This window comes from Variovorax flavidus, assembly GCF_030317145.1.
GTDB lineage: Bacteria > Pseudomonadota > Gammaproteobacteria > Burkholderiales > Burkholderiaceae_C > Variovorax > Variovorax flavidus.
The window spans coordinates 232,170-247,958 of the sequence record NZ_JASZYE010000002.1; the positions used below are offsets into that span (position 1 = coordinate 232,170).

The 15,789-nt window shown below is 66.6% G+C and carries 11 protein-coding genes; 2 read left to right on the forward strand and 9 right to left on the reverse strand.

Annotated features, from left to right (window positions below):
• Window positions 1-26 precede the first annotated feature (26 nt).
• The 5 genes from QTH90_RS11735 to QTH90_RS11755 form a co-directional block, all read right to left on the reverse strand.
• The gene (locus tag QTH90_RS11735) at window positions 27-2,441 is read right to left on the reverse strand and encodes a DUF1631 family protein (protein WP_286664726.1); all 2,415 of its coding nucleotides are present in this window, start codon (window positions 2,439-2,441) and stop codon (window positions 27-29) included.
• A 215-nt stretch (window positions 2,442-2,656) separates the two neighbouring features.
• Window positions 2,657-3,610 (reverse strand): protein translocase subunit SecF, encoded by a 954-nt coding sequence (gene secF, locus QTH90_RS11740; RefSeq protein WP_286664727.1) that lies wholly within the window; start codon window positions 3,608-3,610, stop codon window positions 2,657-2,659.
• Between the two features lie 12 nt (window positions 3,611-3,622).
• Complete coding sequence (gene secD / locus QTH90_RS11745) at window positions 3,623-5,503, reverse strand: protein translocase subunit SecD (protein WP_286664728.1); 1,881 nt, start codon at window positions 5,501-5,503, stop codon at window positions 3,623-3,625.
• 271 nt (window positions 5,504-5,774) lie between these two features.
• A complete protein-coding gene (yajC, locus tag QTH90_RS11750; protein ID WP_286664729.1) occupies window positions 5,775-6,107 on the reverse strand; it encodes a preprotein translocase subunit YajC in 333 nt (110 codons plus the stop codon).
• Window positions 6,108-6,426: 319 nt separating this feature from the next.
• A complete protein-coding gene (locus tag QTH90_RS11755) occupies window positions 6,427-10,044 on the reverse strand; it encodes an indolepyruvate ferredoxin oxidoreductase family protein (protein WP_286664730.1) in 3,618 nt (1,205 codons plus the stop codon).
• A gap of 173 nt (window positions 10,045-10,217) precedes the next feature.
• Here QTH90_RS11755 and QTH90_RS11760 point away from each other — a divergent pair, with 173 nt between their 5' ends.
• On the forward strand, window positions 10,218-10,712 hold the full coding sequence (locus QTH90_RS11760) for an Lrp/AsnC family transcriptional regulator (protein ID WP_286664731.1): 495 nt from the start codon (window positions 10,218-10,220) through the stop codon (window positions 10,710-10,712).
• Window positions 10,713-10,718: 6 nt separating this feature from the next.
• The gene (locus tag QTH90_RS11765; RefSeq protein WP_286664732.1) at window positions 10,719-12,344 is read left to right on the forward strand and encodes an MFS transporter; all 1,626 of its coding nucleotides are present in this window, start codon (window positions 10,719-10,721) and stop codon (window positions 12,342-12,344) included.
• A 6-nt stretch (window positions 12,345-12,350) separates the two neighbouring features.
• On the opposite strand, the gene QTH90_RS11770 is transcribed toward QTH90_RS11765, so the two are convergent.
• From QTH90_RS11770 to QTH90_RS11785, 4 genes are read right to left on the reverse strand one after another with little or no spacing between them, the layout of a single operon-like run.
• The gene (locus tag QTH90_RS11770; RefSeq protein ID WP_286568863.1) at window positions 12,351-12,665 is read right to left on the reverse strand and encodes a cytochrome C oxidase subunit IV family protein; all 315 of its coding nucleotides are present in this window, start codon (window positions 12,663-12,665) and stop codon (window positions 12,351-12,353) included.
• An 8-nt stretch (window positions 12,666-12,673) separates the two neighbouring features.
• Window positions 12,674-13,372 (reverse strand): heme-copper oxidase subunit III family protein, encoded by a 699-nt coding sequence (locus QTH90_RS11775; protein WP_286664733.1) that lies wholly within the window; start codon window positions 13,370-13,372, stop codon window positions 12,674-12,676.
• Between the two features lie 10 nt (window positions 13,373-13,382).
• On the reverse strand, window positions 13,383-14,003 hold the full coding sequence (locus QTH90_RS11780; protein ID WP_286664734.1) for a cytochrome c oxidase subunit 3 family protein: 621 nt from the start codon (window positions 14,001-14,003) through the stop codon (window positions 13,383-13,385).
• A complete protein-coding gene (locus QTH90_RS11785; protein WP_286665405.1) occupies window positions 14,000-15,769 on the reverse strand; it encodes a cytochrome c oxidase subunit I in 1,770 nt (589 codons plus the stop codon). Before QTH90_RS11785 ends, QTH90_RS11780 begins: the two co-directional genes overlap by 4 nt.
• Window positions 15,770-15,789: the final 20 nt, after the last annotated feature.

The window sequence follows — 15,789 nt, forward strand, 5'->3', positions numbered from 1 at the left end:
TTTCACGAACGCGGCACCGGCGGAAATCAGTTCAAGAGGCGTTCGGGGTTGGCGTCGAGTTTGGCCAGCGCCTCGCGGGTGGCGCGGACGGTGAGGGTCTCTTCTTCTGCGGGCACGAGTAGACCTGCTTGTAGATAGGACGCCAGTCTTCCGACCTGGATCAGGAAGCTGCGGCCGTCGCTGGAGGCGAACAGGTGCAACTGCTTGCGGTCGCTGCGCCAGACGAACTGGACCTGGCTCACACGATCGTTGTGGTCGAGCATGAACCAGGTGCCCACCTGGAGTTCGTGCGCCCAGGCGAGCATGTCTTCGCCGACCTTGGTGCCGGTGTCGGGCACGACTTCGATGGATGCGGCATCGACGCCCAGCAGAAGCTCGATGCTCGCGGCGTCCAGCGGCAGGTCGGTCGCGCCTTCGTCGGAGACGAAGTCCTCGAGGTTCGCCAGGCGCTTTGCCATGGCCTCGATCTTGGCGGGCGGGATGGCCTCGGTCTTCGACAGGAAGGCGTCCGACAAAGTGGCGCCGATGGTCTTGATATGGGCCTCTTGCGGCTCGCCGACGATGCCCAGCAGCGTCATGCCCTGGCGCAGGCGCTGGAGCAGCTTGGGCAGGTCCTGGATCACGCGGGTGCGGTCGTTGCGATTCGGCTTGGCGCTCGCGGCCCACACGAGGTCGGAAGCCGAGCGCTTGAGCGTCACGGTCTGCTCGTCCTGAGGGCCATAGCGCAAGGCCGCAATGGCGAGGACCTCGGCCCAGACCTTGAACAGGAATTCGCGGATCTCCTCGCGCACCGGCATGTCGTTGAGCATCTTGCGCAACTCGATGGTGTACTGGATCGCCATAGTTTCCTTCTGCTCGACCTGCTGCGCCACGCTCATCACCTTCTGGGTGGTGTCGCTTTGCGTGAGGTACTTGTTGAGGAAGGCGACGAATTCGTCGAACACCAGCTTGAAGACGCGCTGCCCGGTTTCGGGGTATTGCTCGATCACCTGCACGACGCGGCGGATCTCGCCTTCGAGGGCACTGCCCGAAATGGCGGCGGCGTCGAAGCCCATCACGCAGGAACCCATGCGGTCGATCAGCATGCGCGCGGGGTGCTGCAGGGTGCCGAAGAATTCCGGCTCGGCAATCGCCACGCGCAGGACGGGCATCTGCAGCCGCGCGAACCACACGCGCGCCGAGAAGGGAATGCGCTCCTCGGCCAGGATGGCCTGGAACATCAGTGCCACGATCTCGACGGTCGCCTTGTCCGCAGTGGTCGGCGCCTTCTTCTTGAGTTCGGTGGTGCGACGGCGCAGTTCGGCCGACGCGTTGTGAATGGCGGTGGCTTCGTCGCCGACCACGTATTGCGACGCGTGCACCTGGTAGGCCACTTCCGCATCGGCGATGGCTGCCGCGAACGCTGGCGCACCACCGGCGACGCCGCCGACGGGAACGCCTGCGCCACCGACCATCTCACCCGGCGCGGCCGGACGATGCTGCGTGATGTCGCCGCCGATGCGCGCGCTCACGAAACGCTTCAGATTGAGCAGCACGCCCTGCGCGCGCTGACGCGCGAGCAGAAGGGGCGAGCCTCCGGTGGCCACCATGGTGTCGCCGCCCGCATACCCGGCGCTGCCCGCCTGACCGCGTCCCACGCCGATGGCCGCGGGAGCAAAGCTCCCTGCCGGCGCGCCAAAGCCACCGCGCATGACCGGCTGCTGGACCGTCATGCCCATGGCCGCGCTGCTGCTGCCGGCATGGCTGCCCGCGAAACTGCCGCCGAGCGCCGCGTTACCGGTGTTGGTCGATCCCGTGCGCCGGACGAAGCTCTTGAGGTCGATCTCGGGCATCACCTCCTTGGCGACCAGGAAGGCATTGGCGTCCTTGTAGGCCTTGACCATGACGTCGACCAAATGGTGCTGCACCTGGTCCTGGACCTTGGTCCAGAGGCCCCGGCTCAGGCCGGTGGCCAGCCACTGGTCGACCAGCACCTTGGCCAGCGCCTCGGGCTTGAGGATGTCCTTGGCGTCGAGTTCGTTCGTCCCTTCGAGATGCTGGATGCGCAGCCGCAGATCATTGAGTTCGAAGTTGGCCTTGTCCTGGATCGCCTGGGCCAGCCGCGACGACAGGATGCTGGTTTCCACCACCTCGTCGCCGATCAGCTCGAGGCGCGAGAGTGAATTGGAGGCCGACCCGGTGGCCGTGCTGGCGGCGAGCGCCTTGCGCCACGCGTTCTGCGACAGCTGCACCCAATTGGAGCCCTGCGCCTGGAAGGCGAGGAAGCCGTCGCGGTTTTCCTGCATGTCCCGCGCGTTGCCGGTCTGCGAGGCCAGCGCGACGAGCCTTTCGCGGATCGCATGGGCAACCGGCGCGATCACCCCCTCAGTGGCGGCGACGAAACGCTCGCGCGTCTCGCGGGACAGTTGGAGGGAAGAGGCATGGGACCGCGTGGGTGGCATGGATGGTCAGGACGGCAATTAAATCGGTTCGGCAAGCACGAGCTTGCATCGGGAAGCGTAACCGCACAAGAGCCCGCAATGCTCGGCAACCCCAACCCCAACCCCGACCCCGGACGCAAGCGCCGGGCCAGGCCGGCGCCGGGCCGCCCCAAGGCGGCCTGCGGCCCCCTCGGGGGGCAGCGAGTACACGCAGTGATCGAGCGTGGGGGCCAGCTTCACACCGTGGCGCCGGCGTTGGGATCGTCCGGGTCGCCCTCGCGCTTGATCGGTCCCTTGACCAGGTCCTCGCGCTTGACGCCCAGCCACATCGCGATGGAGGCGGCCACGAAGGCCGACGAATAGATGCCAAAGCAGATGCCGATGGTCAGGGCCAGCGCAAAGTAGTGCAGGGTCGGCCCGCCGAAGAAGAACATCGACAGCACCACCAGCTGGGTCGACCCGTGGGTGATGATGGTCCGGCTGATGGTCGAGGTGATCGCGCTGTCGATCACCTCGCGGGTGCTCAGCTTGCGATAGCGGCGGAAGTTCTCGCGCACCCGGTCGAAGATCACGACCGACTCGTTGACCGAATAGCCCAGCACCGCCAGCACCGCCGCCAGCACCGCCAGCGAGAACTCCCACTGGAAGAAGGCGAAGAAGCCCAGGATGATCACCACATCGTGCAGGTTGGCCAGCACGGTGGCGAGCGCGAACTTCCATTCGAAGCGGAAGGCCAGGTAGATCATGATGCCGACCACCACCATGCCCAGCGCCTTCAGGCCGTTGGTGGTGAGTTCGTCGCCGACCTGCGGGCCGACGAACTCGGTGCCGCGCAGCGTGGCGGTCGGGTCGACCGCCTGGAGTGCCTGCATGACCTGGGAGCTCTGTTGCGCCGAGGTCTGGCCCTTGTGGACCGGGAGGCGGATCTGCACGTCGCGCGACGTGCCGAAGTTCTGGACCTGCACGTCGGTGTAACCCAGCTTGCCGATGGTCTCGCGCACCTTGCCGATGTCGACCGACTGCTGGTAGGCGACCTCCATCACCGTGCCGCCCGTGAACTCGACCGACAGGTGCAGGCCGCGGTGGAACAGGAAGAACACCGCGAGCAGGAAAGTCACGACGGACACCGCGTTCAGCACCAGCGCGTGGCGCATGAACGGGATGGTCTTGTGGATTCTGAAAAATTCCATTTGGCGTGTCCCTTATTTCGCGGCGACCTCGGCCGAGTCGGCCGGTGGTTTCCATACGGTGCCGATCGACAGGGTCTTGAGCTTCTTCTTGCTGCCGTACCAGAAGTTGACCAGCCCGCGCGAGAAGAACACCGCCGAGAACATCGAGGTGACGATGCCGATGCAGTGCACCACCGCGAAGCCGCGGATCGGGCCGGAGCCGAAGGCCAGCAGCGCGATGCCCGCGATCAGCGTGGTCACGTTGGAGTCCAGGATCGTGCCCCAGGCGCGGTCGTAGCCCGCGTGGATGGCGGCCTGCGGCGAGGCTCCCGCGCGCAGTTCCTCGCGGATGCGCTCGTTGATCAGCACGTTGGAGTCGATGGCGACACCGATCGCGAGCGCCATGGCCGCGATGCCCGGCAAGGTCAGCGTGGCCTGCAGCATGGAGAGGATCGCGACCAGCAGCAGCAGGTTGACGGCCAGCGCGATCGACGAGAACACGCCGAACAGCGCGTAGTACAGGCACATGAACACCATGATGGCGATGAAGCCATACATCACGCTGTCAAAGCCCTTCTTGATGTTGTCGGCGCCCAGGCTCGGGCCGATGGTGCGTTCCTGGATGATCTCCATCGGCGCGGCGAGCGAGCCGGCGCGCAGCAGCAGCGCGAGGTCGTTGGCCTCGACGACGCTCATGGAACCGGAGATCTGGAAGCGGTTGCCCAGTTCGCCGTTGATCGAAGGCGCGGTGAGCACTTCGCCCCTGCCCTTTTCGAAGATCAGCATCGCCATGCGCTTGTGCATGTTCTCGCGGCTGACGTCGCGCATGATGCGGCCGCCCTTGGAGTCCATGGTCAGGTCGACCTTGGGCTGCTGGGTCTGCGAATCGAAGCCCGGCTGGGCGTCGGTGAGGTTCTCGCCCGTCACCAGCACCTGCTTCTTGACGATCACCGGGCGGCCTTGGCGGTCGAGGAATTTCTCGGAGCCGAAGGGCACCGGCCCCGCGCCCTGCTCGGCGGCGCGGGCTTCCGCGCTTTCGTCGACCAGGCGCATTTCGAGCGTGGCGGTGCGGCCCAGGATGTCCTTGGCCTTGGCCGTGTCCTGCACGCCGGGCAACTGCACCACGATGCGGTCCAGACCCTGCTGCTGGATCACGGGCTCGGCCACGCCGAGTTCGTTGATCCGGTTGTGCAGGGTCGTGATGTTCTGCTTGAGCGCTGCGTCCTGCAGCCGGCGCGCCGCTTCGGGCTTGATCGAGACCGTGAGCTTGAAGTCGGTGCCTTCCTGGCTTTCGACCGCGGTGAGGTCCTGGAACTGGTCCTGCAGCAACGCCTTGGCGGCCGTCACGCCCGCGGCGTCGCGGAAACGCATCTCGATGGTCTGGCCGACGCGGTTGACAGCGCTGCCGCGAACGCCCTTGTCGCGCAGGCCGGTGCGAAGGTCGCTCGCGAAGGACTCGGCCTTCTTGTCGATGGCGCCCTTCATGTCGACCTGCAGCAGGAAGTCCACGCCGCCGCGCAGGTCGAGACCCAGGTACATCGGGAACGCATGCAGCGCGGTCAGCCAGGACGGCGAGCGCGACAGCAGATTGAGCGCCACCACATAGGGCGGGTCGCTCGGGTCCGGCACCAGCGCGTGCTGCAGCACGTCGCGCGCCTTGAGCTGGTCATCGGTGCTGGTGAAGCGCGCGCGCACCGAGGTGGCGTCGAGCGTCAACAGGTCGGGCGTGACACCGGCTGCCTTCAGCGCCTCGGCGACGCGGGCCTGCGTCCCTGCATCGACCTTGACGGTCGACTTGGCCGACGACACCTGCACCGCAGGCGCCTCGCCGAAGAAATTGGGCAGGGCATAGATCAGCCCCACGAGCAGCACGATCACGATGATCGCGTACTTCCAAACCGGATATCTGTTCATGCTCGCCCCCAGGCTTCGCGCACTTCGTGTCGCTTCGCCACCCCCCTACCGGGGGCGCTGCCGGTGGCCCGGCAAAGCCGGTTCCACTGCAGCCCACGAACGCAGCGCGCTACGCGCGGCTGCCGGGAAAAAAAGTCATTGCTCATTGATATTCGGCCGGCAAGCCCGGCCCGTTAGTGAAACACCGCGGAACCGGCTTGGCCGGGCCGCTGGTGTTGCCCCCTGCAGGGGGTGCCCGAGCACACGAAGTGAGCGAGGCTGGGGGGGAGCATTACTTAATGGCGCCCTTGGGAAGCACTTGCACGACGGCGCTGCGCTGAACCTGGACTTCGACGCCCTTGGCGATCTCGACGGTCAGGTACTGCTCGCCGATCTGGGTGATCTTGCCGAGCAGGCCGCCGGCAGTCGCCACCTCGTCGCCCTTGGCCAGCGCCTCGATCATGGCGCGGGCTTCCTTCTGACGCTTCATCTGCGGGCGGATCATCACGAAGTAGAGGACCACGAACATCAGCACCAGCGGGAGCATGCTGCCGAGCGAGGACATCATGTCGCCACCTCCGGCAGCAGCGGGCGCGGTCTGGGCGTAAGCAGAGGAAATGAACAAGGGAGTCTCCAGCAGAGGGAAAGAAATAAGTACGCCGGCCTCCCATACAAGACAAGAGGGCCCGCAGATCCGCAGCGGTGCAAAGCCGCCGCGCAGCGCGATTCCTGGCCGCGCACAGCATCGGGCATTGTATTAGTAAGGAATAGTCACGCCCGAGGGTTTCCCGCACTCCGCGTCGGGTCGCTGATCCCTTAGCTCCCCCCCAGGCTTCGCGCACTTCGTGTCGCTTCGCCTACCCCCTGCCGGGGGCAACACCGGCGGCCCGGCCGAGCCGGTTCCGCGGTGTTTCATCGACGGGCCTGGCTGCGCCGGCCGGGCCTTAGGCTGCAGCGCGGGCTGTTTGGGGATTGCGCCACTTGGCCATCAATTCGGCCCAGCGCACACGGGCCGCGGCGAGGTTGCGCTCCTTGACGTGGCCGTAGCCGCGGATCTGCTCGGGCAAGGTGGCGATTTCCAGGGCGGTGGCGTGGTTCCCGGCGTTCAGGGCGGCCAGCACTTCATCGATGCTCGCGCGGTATTCGCCGATCAGGGCGCGCTCGGTCTTGCGTTCCTCGGTGCGGCCGAAGACGTCCAGCGCCGTGCCGCGCAGGCCCTTGAGCTTCGCGAGCACCTTGAAGCCCGTCAGCATCGCGGGGCCGAACTTCTGCTTCTGCAGTTCGCCCTTGGCGTTCTTCTTGGCGATGATGGGCGGCGCGAGGTGGTAGTTGAGCTTGAAGTCCTTGCCCATCTGCCCCTCGAACATGCCTTCGACCCGGTCGAGGAAGCTGCGGTCGGTGTGCAGGCGGGCCACCTCGTATTCGTCCTTGTAAGCCATCAGCTTGAACAGGTAGCGGGCGACGGCCTCGGTCAGGCTGGTCTTGCCCAAGGCCGACTCCGCCTTCTGGACCTTGGCGACGAAGGCCTTGTACTGGTCGGCGTAGGCGGCGTTCTGGTAGCCGGTCAGGAATTCGACGCGGCGCGCCACCAGGCCATCGACCGTGTCGCGCTTCTTGAACTCGATGATCTGGCCGGGCTGGACGCGCTTTTGCAGTTCGACGGGCCGCTGGGCAGCCTGGCGGCCCCACTCGAAGGCAGCCTTGTTGTTGTCGACCGCCACCGCGTTGAGTTCGATCGCACGCATGAGCGACGCATGCTCGAGCGGCAGCCAACCCTTCTGCCATGCGTAGCCGAGGATCATGGGGTTGACGTAGATCGAATCACCCATGAGCGAGGTCGCGGCCGCATCGGCGTCGAAGGCGCCCACGGCATCGGCGCCGACCGCGCGTGCGATCTCGGCGGCGCAAGCGTCCTGCGGGTTCTGCCAATTGGCGTTGCGCACGAAGGACGCCGTCGGGCTGCTGTGGCTGTTGAGCGCCACGTGCGTGCGGCCTTCGCGCATGCGCGCCATCGTCTCGGCATTGACGCTCACCAGCGGATCGCAGGCCAGGATCAGGTCGGCCGCGGCCGTGCCGACGCGCGTGGTGCGGATGTCGTCCTGCGTGTCGCCGATCAGCACGTGGCTCCAGGTCGCGCCGCCCTTCTGGGCCAGGCCCGCCGCGTCCTGCGTGACGATGCCCTTGCCTTCGATGTGCGCCGCCATGCCCAGCAGCTGGCCGATGGTGATGACGCCCGTGCCGCCGACACCGGCGACCACGACACCCCAGACATTGCCCCCCGCGAGCGACGGCAGCGCCGGCTCGTCGAGCGCGCCCAGCTCGGCTGGCGTGGCGCCCTTGCTCTTCGACTTCTTCTTGAGCTGGCTGCCTTCGACGGTCACGAAGCTCGGGCAGAAGCCCTTGAGGCAGCTCATGTCCTTGTTGCAGGTGCTCTGGTTGATGGTGCGCTTGCGGCCGAACTCGGTTTCGAGCGGCTCCACCGACAGGCAATTGCTCTGCACGCTGCAGTCGCCGCAGCCTTCGCACACCAGTTCGTTGATGACCACGCGCTTGGCCGGATCGACGGCCGTGCCCCGCTTGCGGCGGCGGCGCTTCTCGGTTGCGCAGGTCTGGTCGTAGATGATCGCCGTGGTGCCCTTGATCTCGCGGAACTCGCGCTGGATCTCGTCCAGCTCGTCGCGATGGCGCACCTTGACGTTCTCGCCGGGCACGTTCACGCCCTCGTATTTCTCGGGCTCGTCGGTGACGACGACCACTTTCACCGCGCCTTCGGCGTGCAGGCTCTCGGCGATCTGCAACACCGAGTGGCCTTCGGGCCGCTCGCCGACCTGCTGGCCGCCGGTCATGGCGACCGCGTCGTTGTAGAGGATCTTGTAGGTGATGTTCACGCCGGCCGCGATGCTCTGGCGGATCGCCAGCAGGCCGCTGTGGAAGTAGGTGCCGTCGCCGAGGTTGGCGAAGATGTGCTGGTCGGTCGTGAAGGGCTGCTGGCCCACCCACGGCACGCCCTCGCCGCCCATCTGCGTGAAGCCGATGGTCGAGCGGTCCATCCAGGTCGCCATGAAGTGGCAGCCGATCCCACCCATCGCACGCGAGCCTTCGGGCACGACGGTGCTGGTGTTGTGCGGGCAGCCCGAGCAGAACCAGGGCTGGCGGCCCGCGTCCGAAACCCCGGTGGCCTGCGGCGCGGCCATCGCGCGCTCCTTGGCTTCGAGGATGGCAAGCTGGGCATCGATGCGCGCGGCCATGTCGGCGCCGGCGGCGGCCAGCAGGCCCGTTTTCTTCAGGCGCTGCGCGATCGCCTTGGCGATCAGCGCCGGATTCAGGTCCGCGTTGGCGCGCAGCAGGGTGTGCGAGGTCGGGTTGGGCATCGACCATTCGCCGCCGGAGTAGCCCTCGGCCTGGTGCACCTCGCCCTCGTCGAACTTGCCGACCACGTTGGGCCGCACGTCGGGGCGCCAGTTGTAGAGCTCTTCCTTGAGCTGGTATTCGATGACCTGGCGCTTTTCCTCGACCACCAGGATTTCCTGCAGGCCGGTGGCGAATTCGCGCGTGAGCTGCGCTTCGAGCGGCCACACCACCGACACCTTGTGCAGGCGGATGCCGAGCTGGCGGCAGGCCGCGTCGTCCAGGCCCAGGTCGATCAGCGCCTGGCGCGTGTCGTTGAAGGCCTTGCCGCTGGCCATGATGCCGAAGCGGTCGTTCGGCCCTTCGATCACGTTGTGGTTGAGCCGGTTGGCGCGGATGTAGGCGAGCGCGGCGTACCACTTGTAGTGCATGAGCCGGGCTTCCTGCTCCAGCGCGTGGTCGGGCCAGCGGATGTGCAGGCCGCCGGGCGGCATCTGGAAATCGGTGGGTATGACGATCTCGACGCGCTCGGGGTCGATCATCGCGGTGGCGCTGGATTCGACGATCTCCTGGATCGTCTTCATGCCCGACCAGATGCCGGCGAAGCGGCTCATCGCGAAGGCGTGGATGCCGAGGTCGAGGATTTCCTGCACATTGGCCGGGAAGAACACCGGCGTGCCGCAGGCCTTGAAGATGTGGTCGCTCTGGTGCGCTGCGGTCGAGCTCTTGGAGATGTGGTCGTCGCCGGCCACCGCGATCACGCCGCCGAACACGGTGGTGCCGGCCATGTTGGCGTGCTTGAAGACGTCGGAGCAGCGGTCCACGCCCGGGCCCTTGCCATACCAGATGCCGAAGACGCCGTCGAACTTGTTGGTGCCGGCCGGCGAGAAGCCGAGTTGCTGGGTGCCCCAGAGCGCGGTGGCGGCCAGTTCTTCGTTCACGCCCGGCTGGAAGACGATGTTCTGCTCTTTCAGGAACTTGCTGGCCTTCCAGAGCGCCTGGTCGTAACCGCCGAGCGGGGAGCCACGGTAGCCGCTGATGAAACCCGCCGTGTTCCTGCCCTGCTGCTGGTCGCGCAGGCGCTGCAGCATCGGCAGCTTGACCAGCGCTTGCACGCCGCTCATGAAGGCGCGGCCGTAGTCGAGTGAGTATTTGTCGTCGAGCGTGACCGTTTCCAGGGCCTTGCGAATGTGCTCGGGCAGGGGGGCATTCATCGTGTCTGTCTCCAGGTGGGCTGTGCCTTGTGGGCGTGGCTTGCAGGGCATCCGGGTCGGATGCCCCTCGGCCATCATGACGCAAAGTGTATGCCTGCTGTCTCGACAGGTGTTTGCGTTCTTTGCCTGTCGAACCCCCCGTTTTGAAAGAATCTTGCTTAATATCCACGCCCATGGAAAGCATTGACAAGTTTGACCTCGCCATCCTGCAAGAACTGCAGGCCGACGGGCGCCTCACGAACGCCGAGCTTGCGCAGCGCGTGGGCCTGTCGGCCGCACCGTGCTGGCGCCGCGTCCGCGCGCTGGAGGAGGCCGGCTTCATCAAGGGCTATCACGCGGAGATCGACCGCCACAAAATCGGGCTCGGCGTGCTCGCCTTCGTGCGGGTCGACGCCGAACGCGTCACCGGCGACGTCACGCGCAGGCTGGAGGATGCGATCCGCAAGCTGCCGGAAGTCGTTGCCTGCCACTACATCAGCGGCACCGGCACCTTCGAGTTGCAGGTGGTGGCGCAGGACCTCGACAGCTTCTCGCGCTTTGCGCTCCAGCACCTGCTCAACCTGCCGAACGTGAAGGACCTGCACACCAGCTTCTCGCTCGGCGAAGTCAAGGCGAGCCACGCCTTGCCGCTCGGTCACCTGGCGCCCCAGACGACGCGCCGACAATAAGCCTCGATGCCACCGATCTCGCCCCAGGAAACTCCCACCGCGCCACGCGTGCAACCTACCCGCGTCGGCCCCCTCGAACCGCTGAAGCTGCCCGTGTTCCGCATGCTGTGGAGCACCTGGCTGATCGCCAACGTCTGCATGTGGATGAACGACGTGGCGGCGGCCTGGATGATGACCTCGCTGACCACCTCGCCGATCTGGGTCGCGCTGGTGCAGTCGGCCTCCACGCTGCCGGTGTTCCTGCTGGGCCTGCCCAGCGGCGCGCTGGCCGACATCCTGGACCGGCGGCGCTGGCTGGTTGCCACCCAGTTCTGGCTGGCGGGCACCGCCATCGTGCTGTGCGTCGCGGTCGTGATGGACGTGATGAACGCGCCGCTGCTGCTGGCCCTGACCTTCGCCAACGGCATCGGCCTGGCGATGCGCTGGCCGGTGTTCTCGGCCATCGTCCCCGAACTGGTGCCGCGCACGCACCTGCCCGCGGCGCTCGGGCTCAACGGCATCGCCATGAACGCCTCGCGCATCATCGGCCCGCTGCTGGCCGGCACGCTGATCGCGAGCGCGGGGACGGTGTGGGTGTTCGGGCTCAACGCCGTGATGTGCGTGGCCTCGGGCTTCGTCGTGCTGCGCTGGCGGCGCGAGCACACGCCCAATCCGCTGGGCCGCGAAAAGCTGATCAGCGCCATGCGCGTCGGCGTGCAGTTCGTGCGCCAGTCACAGCGCATGCGTGCGGTGCTGACGCGCGTGGCGCTCTTCTTCCTGCATTCGACGGCGCTGCTGGCGTTGCTGCCGCTGCTGGCGCGCAACCTGCGCGGCGGCGGGGCCGGCACCTTCACGCTGCTCCTCGCGGCCATGGGCTCGGGCGCCATCGTGGCCGTGCTGTTCCTGCCGCGCCTGCGCCAGGCGATGGTGCGCGACCAGCTGGTGCTGCGCGGCACCATGCTGCAGTCCGGCGCGACCGCGGTGATGGCCGTGGCGCCCAATGCCTGGGTGGCCGTGCCCGCGATGTTCCTCGGCGGCATGGCCTGGATCACCGTCGCCAATTCGCTGTCGGTGTCGGCGCAGCTGGCGTTGCCCGACTGGGTGCGGGCGCGCGGCATGTCGATGTACCAGATGGCGATCATGGGCGCGAGTGCTTTCGGTGCCGCGCTCTGGGGGCAGGTGGCGGAACTCACCTCGCTCTACATCAGCCTCGGCATCGCCGCGGTGACCGGCACGCTGTGCATGCTCGCCGCGCTGCGCTTCGTGACCGACGGCACCGGCGAAGAGGACGACACCAGCCCCGCCCAGCAGGGCTGGGCCGCCGGCCCGCCGAAAAGCGCGCCCGGCGAAGAAGGCCGGGTCGTGATCACGGTCGAATACCTGATCGACCCCGCCCGCGCGGCCGCCTTCCTGATCGTGATGCACCAGACGCGCCGCGCGCGGCTGAGCCAGGGCGCGATCGGCTGGGAGCTGCTGCATGACATCACCGACCCGAGCCGGTACGTCGAGGAGATCGTCGACGAGTCATGGACCGAGCATCTGCGGCGCTTTCACCGGGCGACGGCGGCGGACATGGCGTTGCGGGAGCGGCGGCTGACGTTTCATCAGGGGGAAACGCTGCCGGTGGTGACGCGATACATCGTCCACCGATAAGGCTCTCTAGTGGAAAAACAGGAGCCGCGTCAGGAACGTATGGCCCGCCTCCGCAAACATCAGCCCCACCAGCACCAATAGGCACAGCGGCGGCAGCAGGATCGCATACACCAGCGACAGCCTCTCCCACGCCATGTGCATGAAGATCGCCACGATCAGCCCGGCCTTCATCAGCATGAAGGTGATGATCAGCCCCCAGCGCAGGTAGCCCTGGAAGTGCAGGTAGTCGACCATGTACGACATCGCGCTGAGCACGAACAGCAGCCCCCAGATCTTGAGGTAGAGGCTGATCGGATGTTGCTGGCCTGTGCCTGGGGTCATGATCGTCCTCACCAGAGATAGAAAAACGCAAAGATGAACACCCACACGAGATCCACGAAGTGCCAGTACAAGCCCGCGATCTCGACGATCTGGTAATTGCCGGTCCGGTCGTAGTCGCCGCGGATCAGCTTGAAGGCCACGATGAACAGCAGGATCACGCCGCCGGTCACGTGCAGGCCGTGGAAGCCGGTGATCATGAAGAAGGTCGAGCCGAACTGTGCCGCGCCCATCGGGTTGCCCCAGGGCCGCACGCCCTCTTCCATGATCAGCTTGGACCACTCGAAGGCCTGCATGCCGACGAAGAGTTCGCCGAAGGTGGCGGTCACGAGCATGAGCGTGGCGGCGTTCACCTTGTCGCGCCGGTAGGCGAAGTTGACGGCCATCGCCATCGTGCCGCTGCTGCTGATGAGCACGAACGTCATGATCGCGATCAGCAGCAGGGGCACGTCGGTGCCGCCCACATGCAGCGCGAACACCTCGCTCGGATTGGGCCACGTGGCCGTCGTCGACACGCGCACCGTCATGTAGCCGGTGAGGAAGCAGCTGAAGATGAAGGTGTCGCTCAGCAGGAAGATCCACATCATCGCCTTGCCCCACGAGACGTGGAAGGCTTGGCGGTCGGAGGACCAGTCGGCGATCAGCCCGCGCCAGCCGTCCGTGGCGATGGCCGGATTCAGGGGAGGTGCCGCGACGGTTGCCGTGTCCATGGATGCCTCCTCAAGCGGTGCCGCAGATGAAGCGCGCCACCTCTGGCGTGACCCACCCCAGCGTGGCGAACAGCACGGCCCACACCGCGAACATGAAATGCCAGTAGCGCGCACACAGCGCGATGCGCCATGCGGCCTCGGCGGGTTCGCGCCGGGCGGCACGCATCGTCCACGCCCAGCCAGCCAGGCCACCGGCCATGTGCAGCCCGTGCATCGCGGTCAGCAGGTAGAAGAAGCTGCCCGCCGGGTTGCCTGCCGGCATGACCTGCGCGCTCCACATGGCTTGCCAGGCCCACAGTTGCGCACAGAGGAACGCCGCCGCGCAGAGTCCGCCCGCACGCAGCAGGCGGCGGGTGCGGATCACGTCGGCGCCGCGCGCGGCCCTGAGCGCCAGTTGCAAGGCCACGCTGCCGGCCACAAGCAGCGACGTGCTGAGCCACAGTTGCCACGGCAGCGCGAGCGTCACTGCGTCGCTGCTGTTCATGCGCATCACGTACGCCGTGATGAAGAGCGAGAACAAGGTGGTGGCCACCCCCATGAACACCCACAGCCCGATGCTCGCCGCACTGGCATGCGCGTCACGCAGCCGGGCGTTGCGGTCGATGCCGTTGACGACGAGCGAAGCGCTCATGCCAGTGCTCCCCTGGCCTCATCCTTGCCCGCGTGCGGCTCGGGCTCCACGCCGCCGGCCTCGGGCGGCGCGTTCTGCGGGATGAAGTCCTCCTTCGCGCCCGGCACGCCATAGGCATAGGCCCACCGGTAGACCACCGGCAGCCGTGGCCCCCAGTTGCCGTGGGCCGGCGGCGTCGCGGGCGTCTGCCATTCGAGCGATGCGGCGCGCCACGGATTGGCACCGGCCGGCCGGCCTCGCCAGGCGCTCCACGCCAGATTCAGGATGAACAGGAACTGCGCCGCGCCGACGATCAGCGCCACATCCGTGATGAAGGTGTTCAGCGTGAACGCCGATTCCGGAATGAACTTGTAGCCGTCGAAGTTGTAGTAGCGCCTCGGCATGCCCAGCACGCCGAGGTAGTGCATCGGGAAATAGATCAGGTAGGTGCCAAGGAAGGTGATCCAGAAGTGCAGGTGGCCGAGGCGGTCGTCGAGCATGCGGCCCGTGACCTTCGGGAACCAGTGGTAGATGCCGCCGAACACCACCAGCAGCGGCGCCACGCCCATCACCATGTGGAAGTGCGCCACCACGAAGTAGGTGCCCGAGAGCGGGATGTCCACGCTCACGTTGCCGAGGAAGAGGCCGGTCAGCCCGCCGATCGCGAAGGTGCAGACGAAGGCCAGCGCGAACAGCATCGGCACCGACAGGTGGATGTCCCCGCGCCACAGCGTCAGCAGCCAGTTGTAGACCTTGATCGCCGTGGGCACCGCGATGATGAGCGTGGTGGTCGCGAAGAAGAAGCCGAAGTACGGATTCATGCCCGCCACGAACATGTGGTGCGCCCACACCACCACGCTGAGCCCACCGATCGCGACGATGGCCCACACCATCATCCGGTAACCGAAGATGCACTTGCGCGCGTGCACGCTGATCAGGTCGGAGACGATGCCGAAGGCCGGCAGCGCCACGATGTAGACCTCCGGATGGCCGAAGAACCAGAACAGGTGCTGGAACAGCAGCGGGCTGCCGCCCTTGTAGTTGGTCACCTGCCCCAACGACACCAGCGCCGGCATGAAGAAGCTGGTGCCCAGCGTGCGGTCGAGCAGCAGCATCACGCCGCTGACGAACAGTGCCGGAAAGCCCAGCAGCGCAAGGATGGTCGCGACGAAGATGCCCCACACGGTCAGCGGCATGCGCATCAGCGTCATGCCCTGGCAGCGCGCCTGGAGCACGGTGGTCACGTAGTTGAGCCCGCCCATGGTGGTCGCGACGATGAAGATGACGAGCGACACCAGCATCAGGACGATGCCGCCTTCGTGCCCCGGCGTGCCGGGCAGGATCGACTGCGGCGGGTACAGCGTCCATCCCGCGCCGGTGGGCCCGCCCGTCACGAAGAAGCTGGCCATCAGCACCACCACCGACAGCAGGTAGACCCAGAAGCTCAGCATGTTGAGGTAGGGGAAGACCATGTCCCGCGCGCCGACCATCAGCGGGATCACGTAGTTGCCGAAGCCGCCGAGGAAGAGCGCGGTCAGCAGGTAGATCACCATGATCATTCCGTGCATGGTCACGAACTGGTAGTAGCGCTCCGGGTTGATGAACTCGAAGTGGCCGGGGTAGCCGAGCTGCAGCCGCATCAGGTTCGACAGCACCAGCCCCACCACCCCCACGGCGATGGCGGTGCAGGCGTATTGCACGGCGATCACCTTGTGGTCCTGGCTCCAGATGTAGCGCGTCAGGAAGCTTTTCGGCGCGTGGTGTTCGGTGTCGTCGTCGTGCGGCAGGGTGTGCCCCGCAGTCGAAT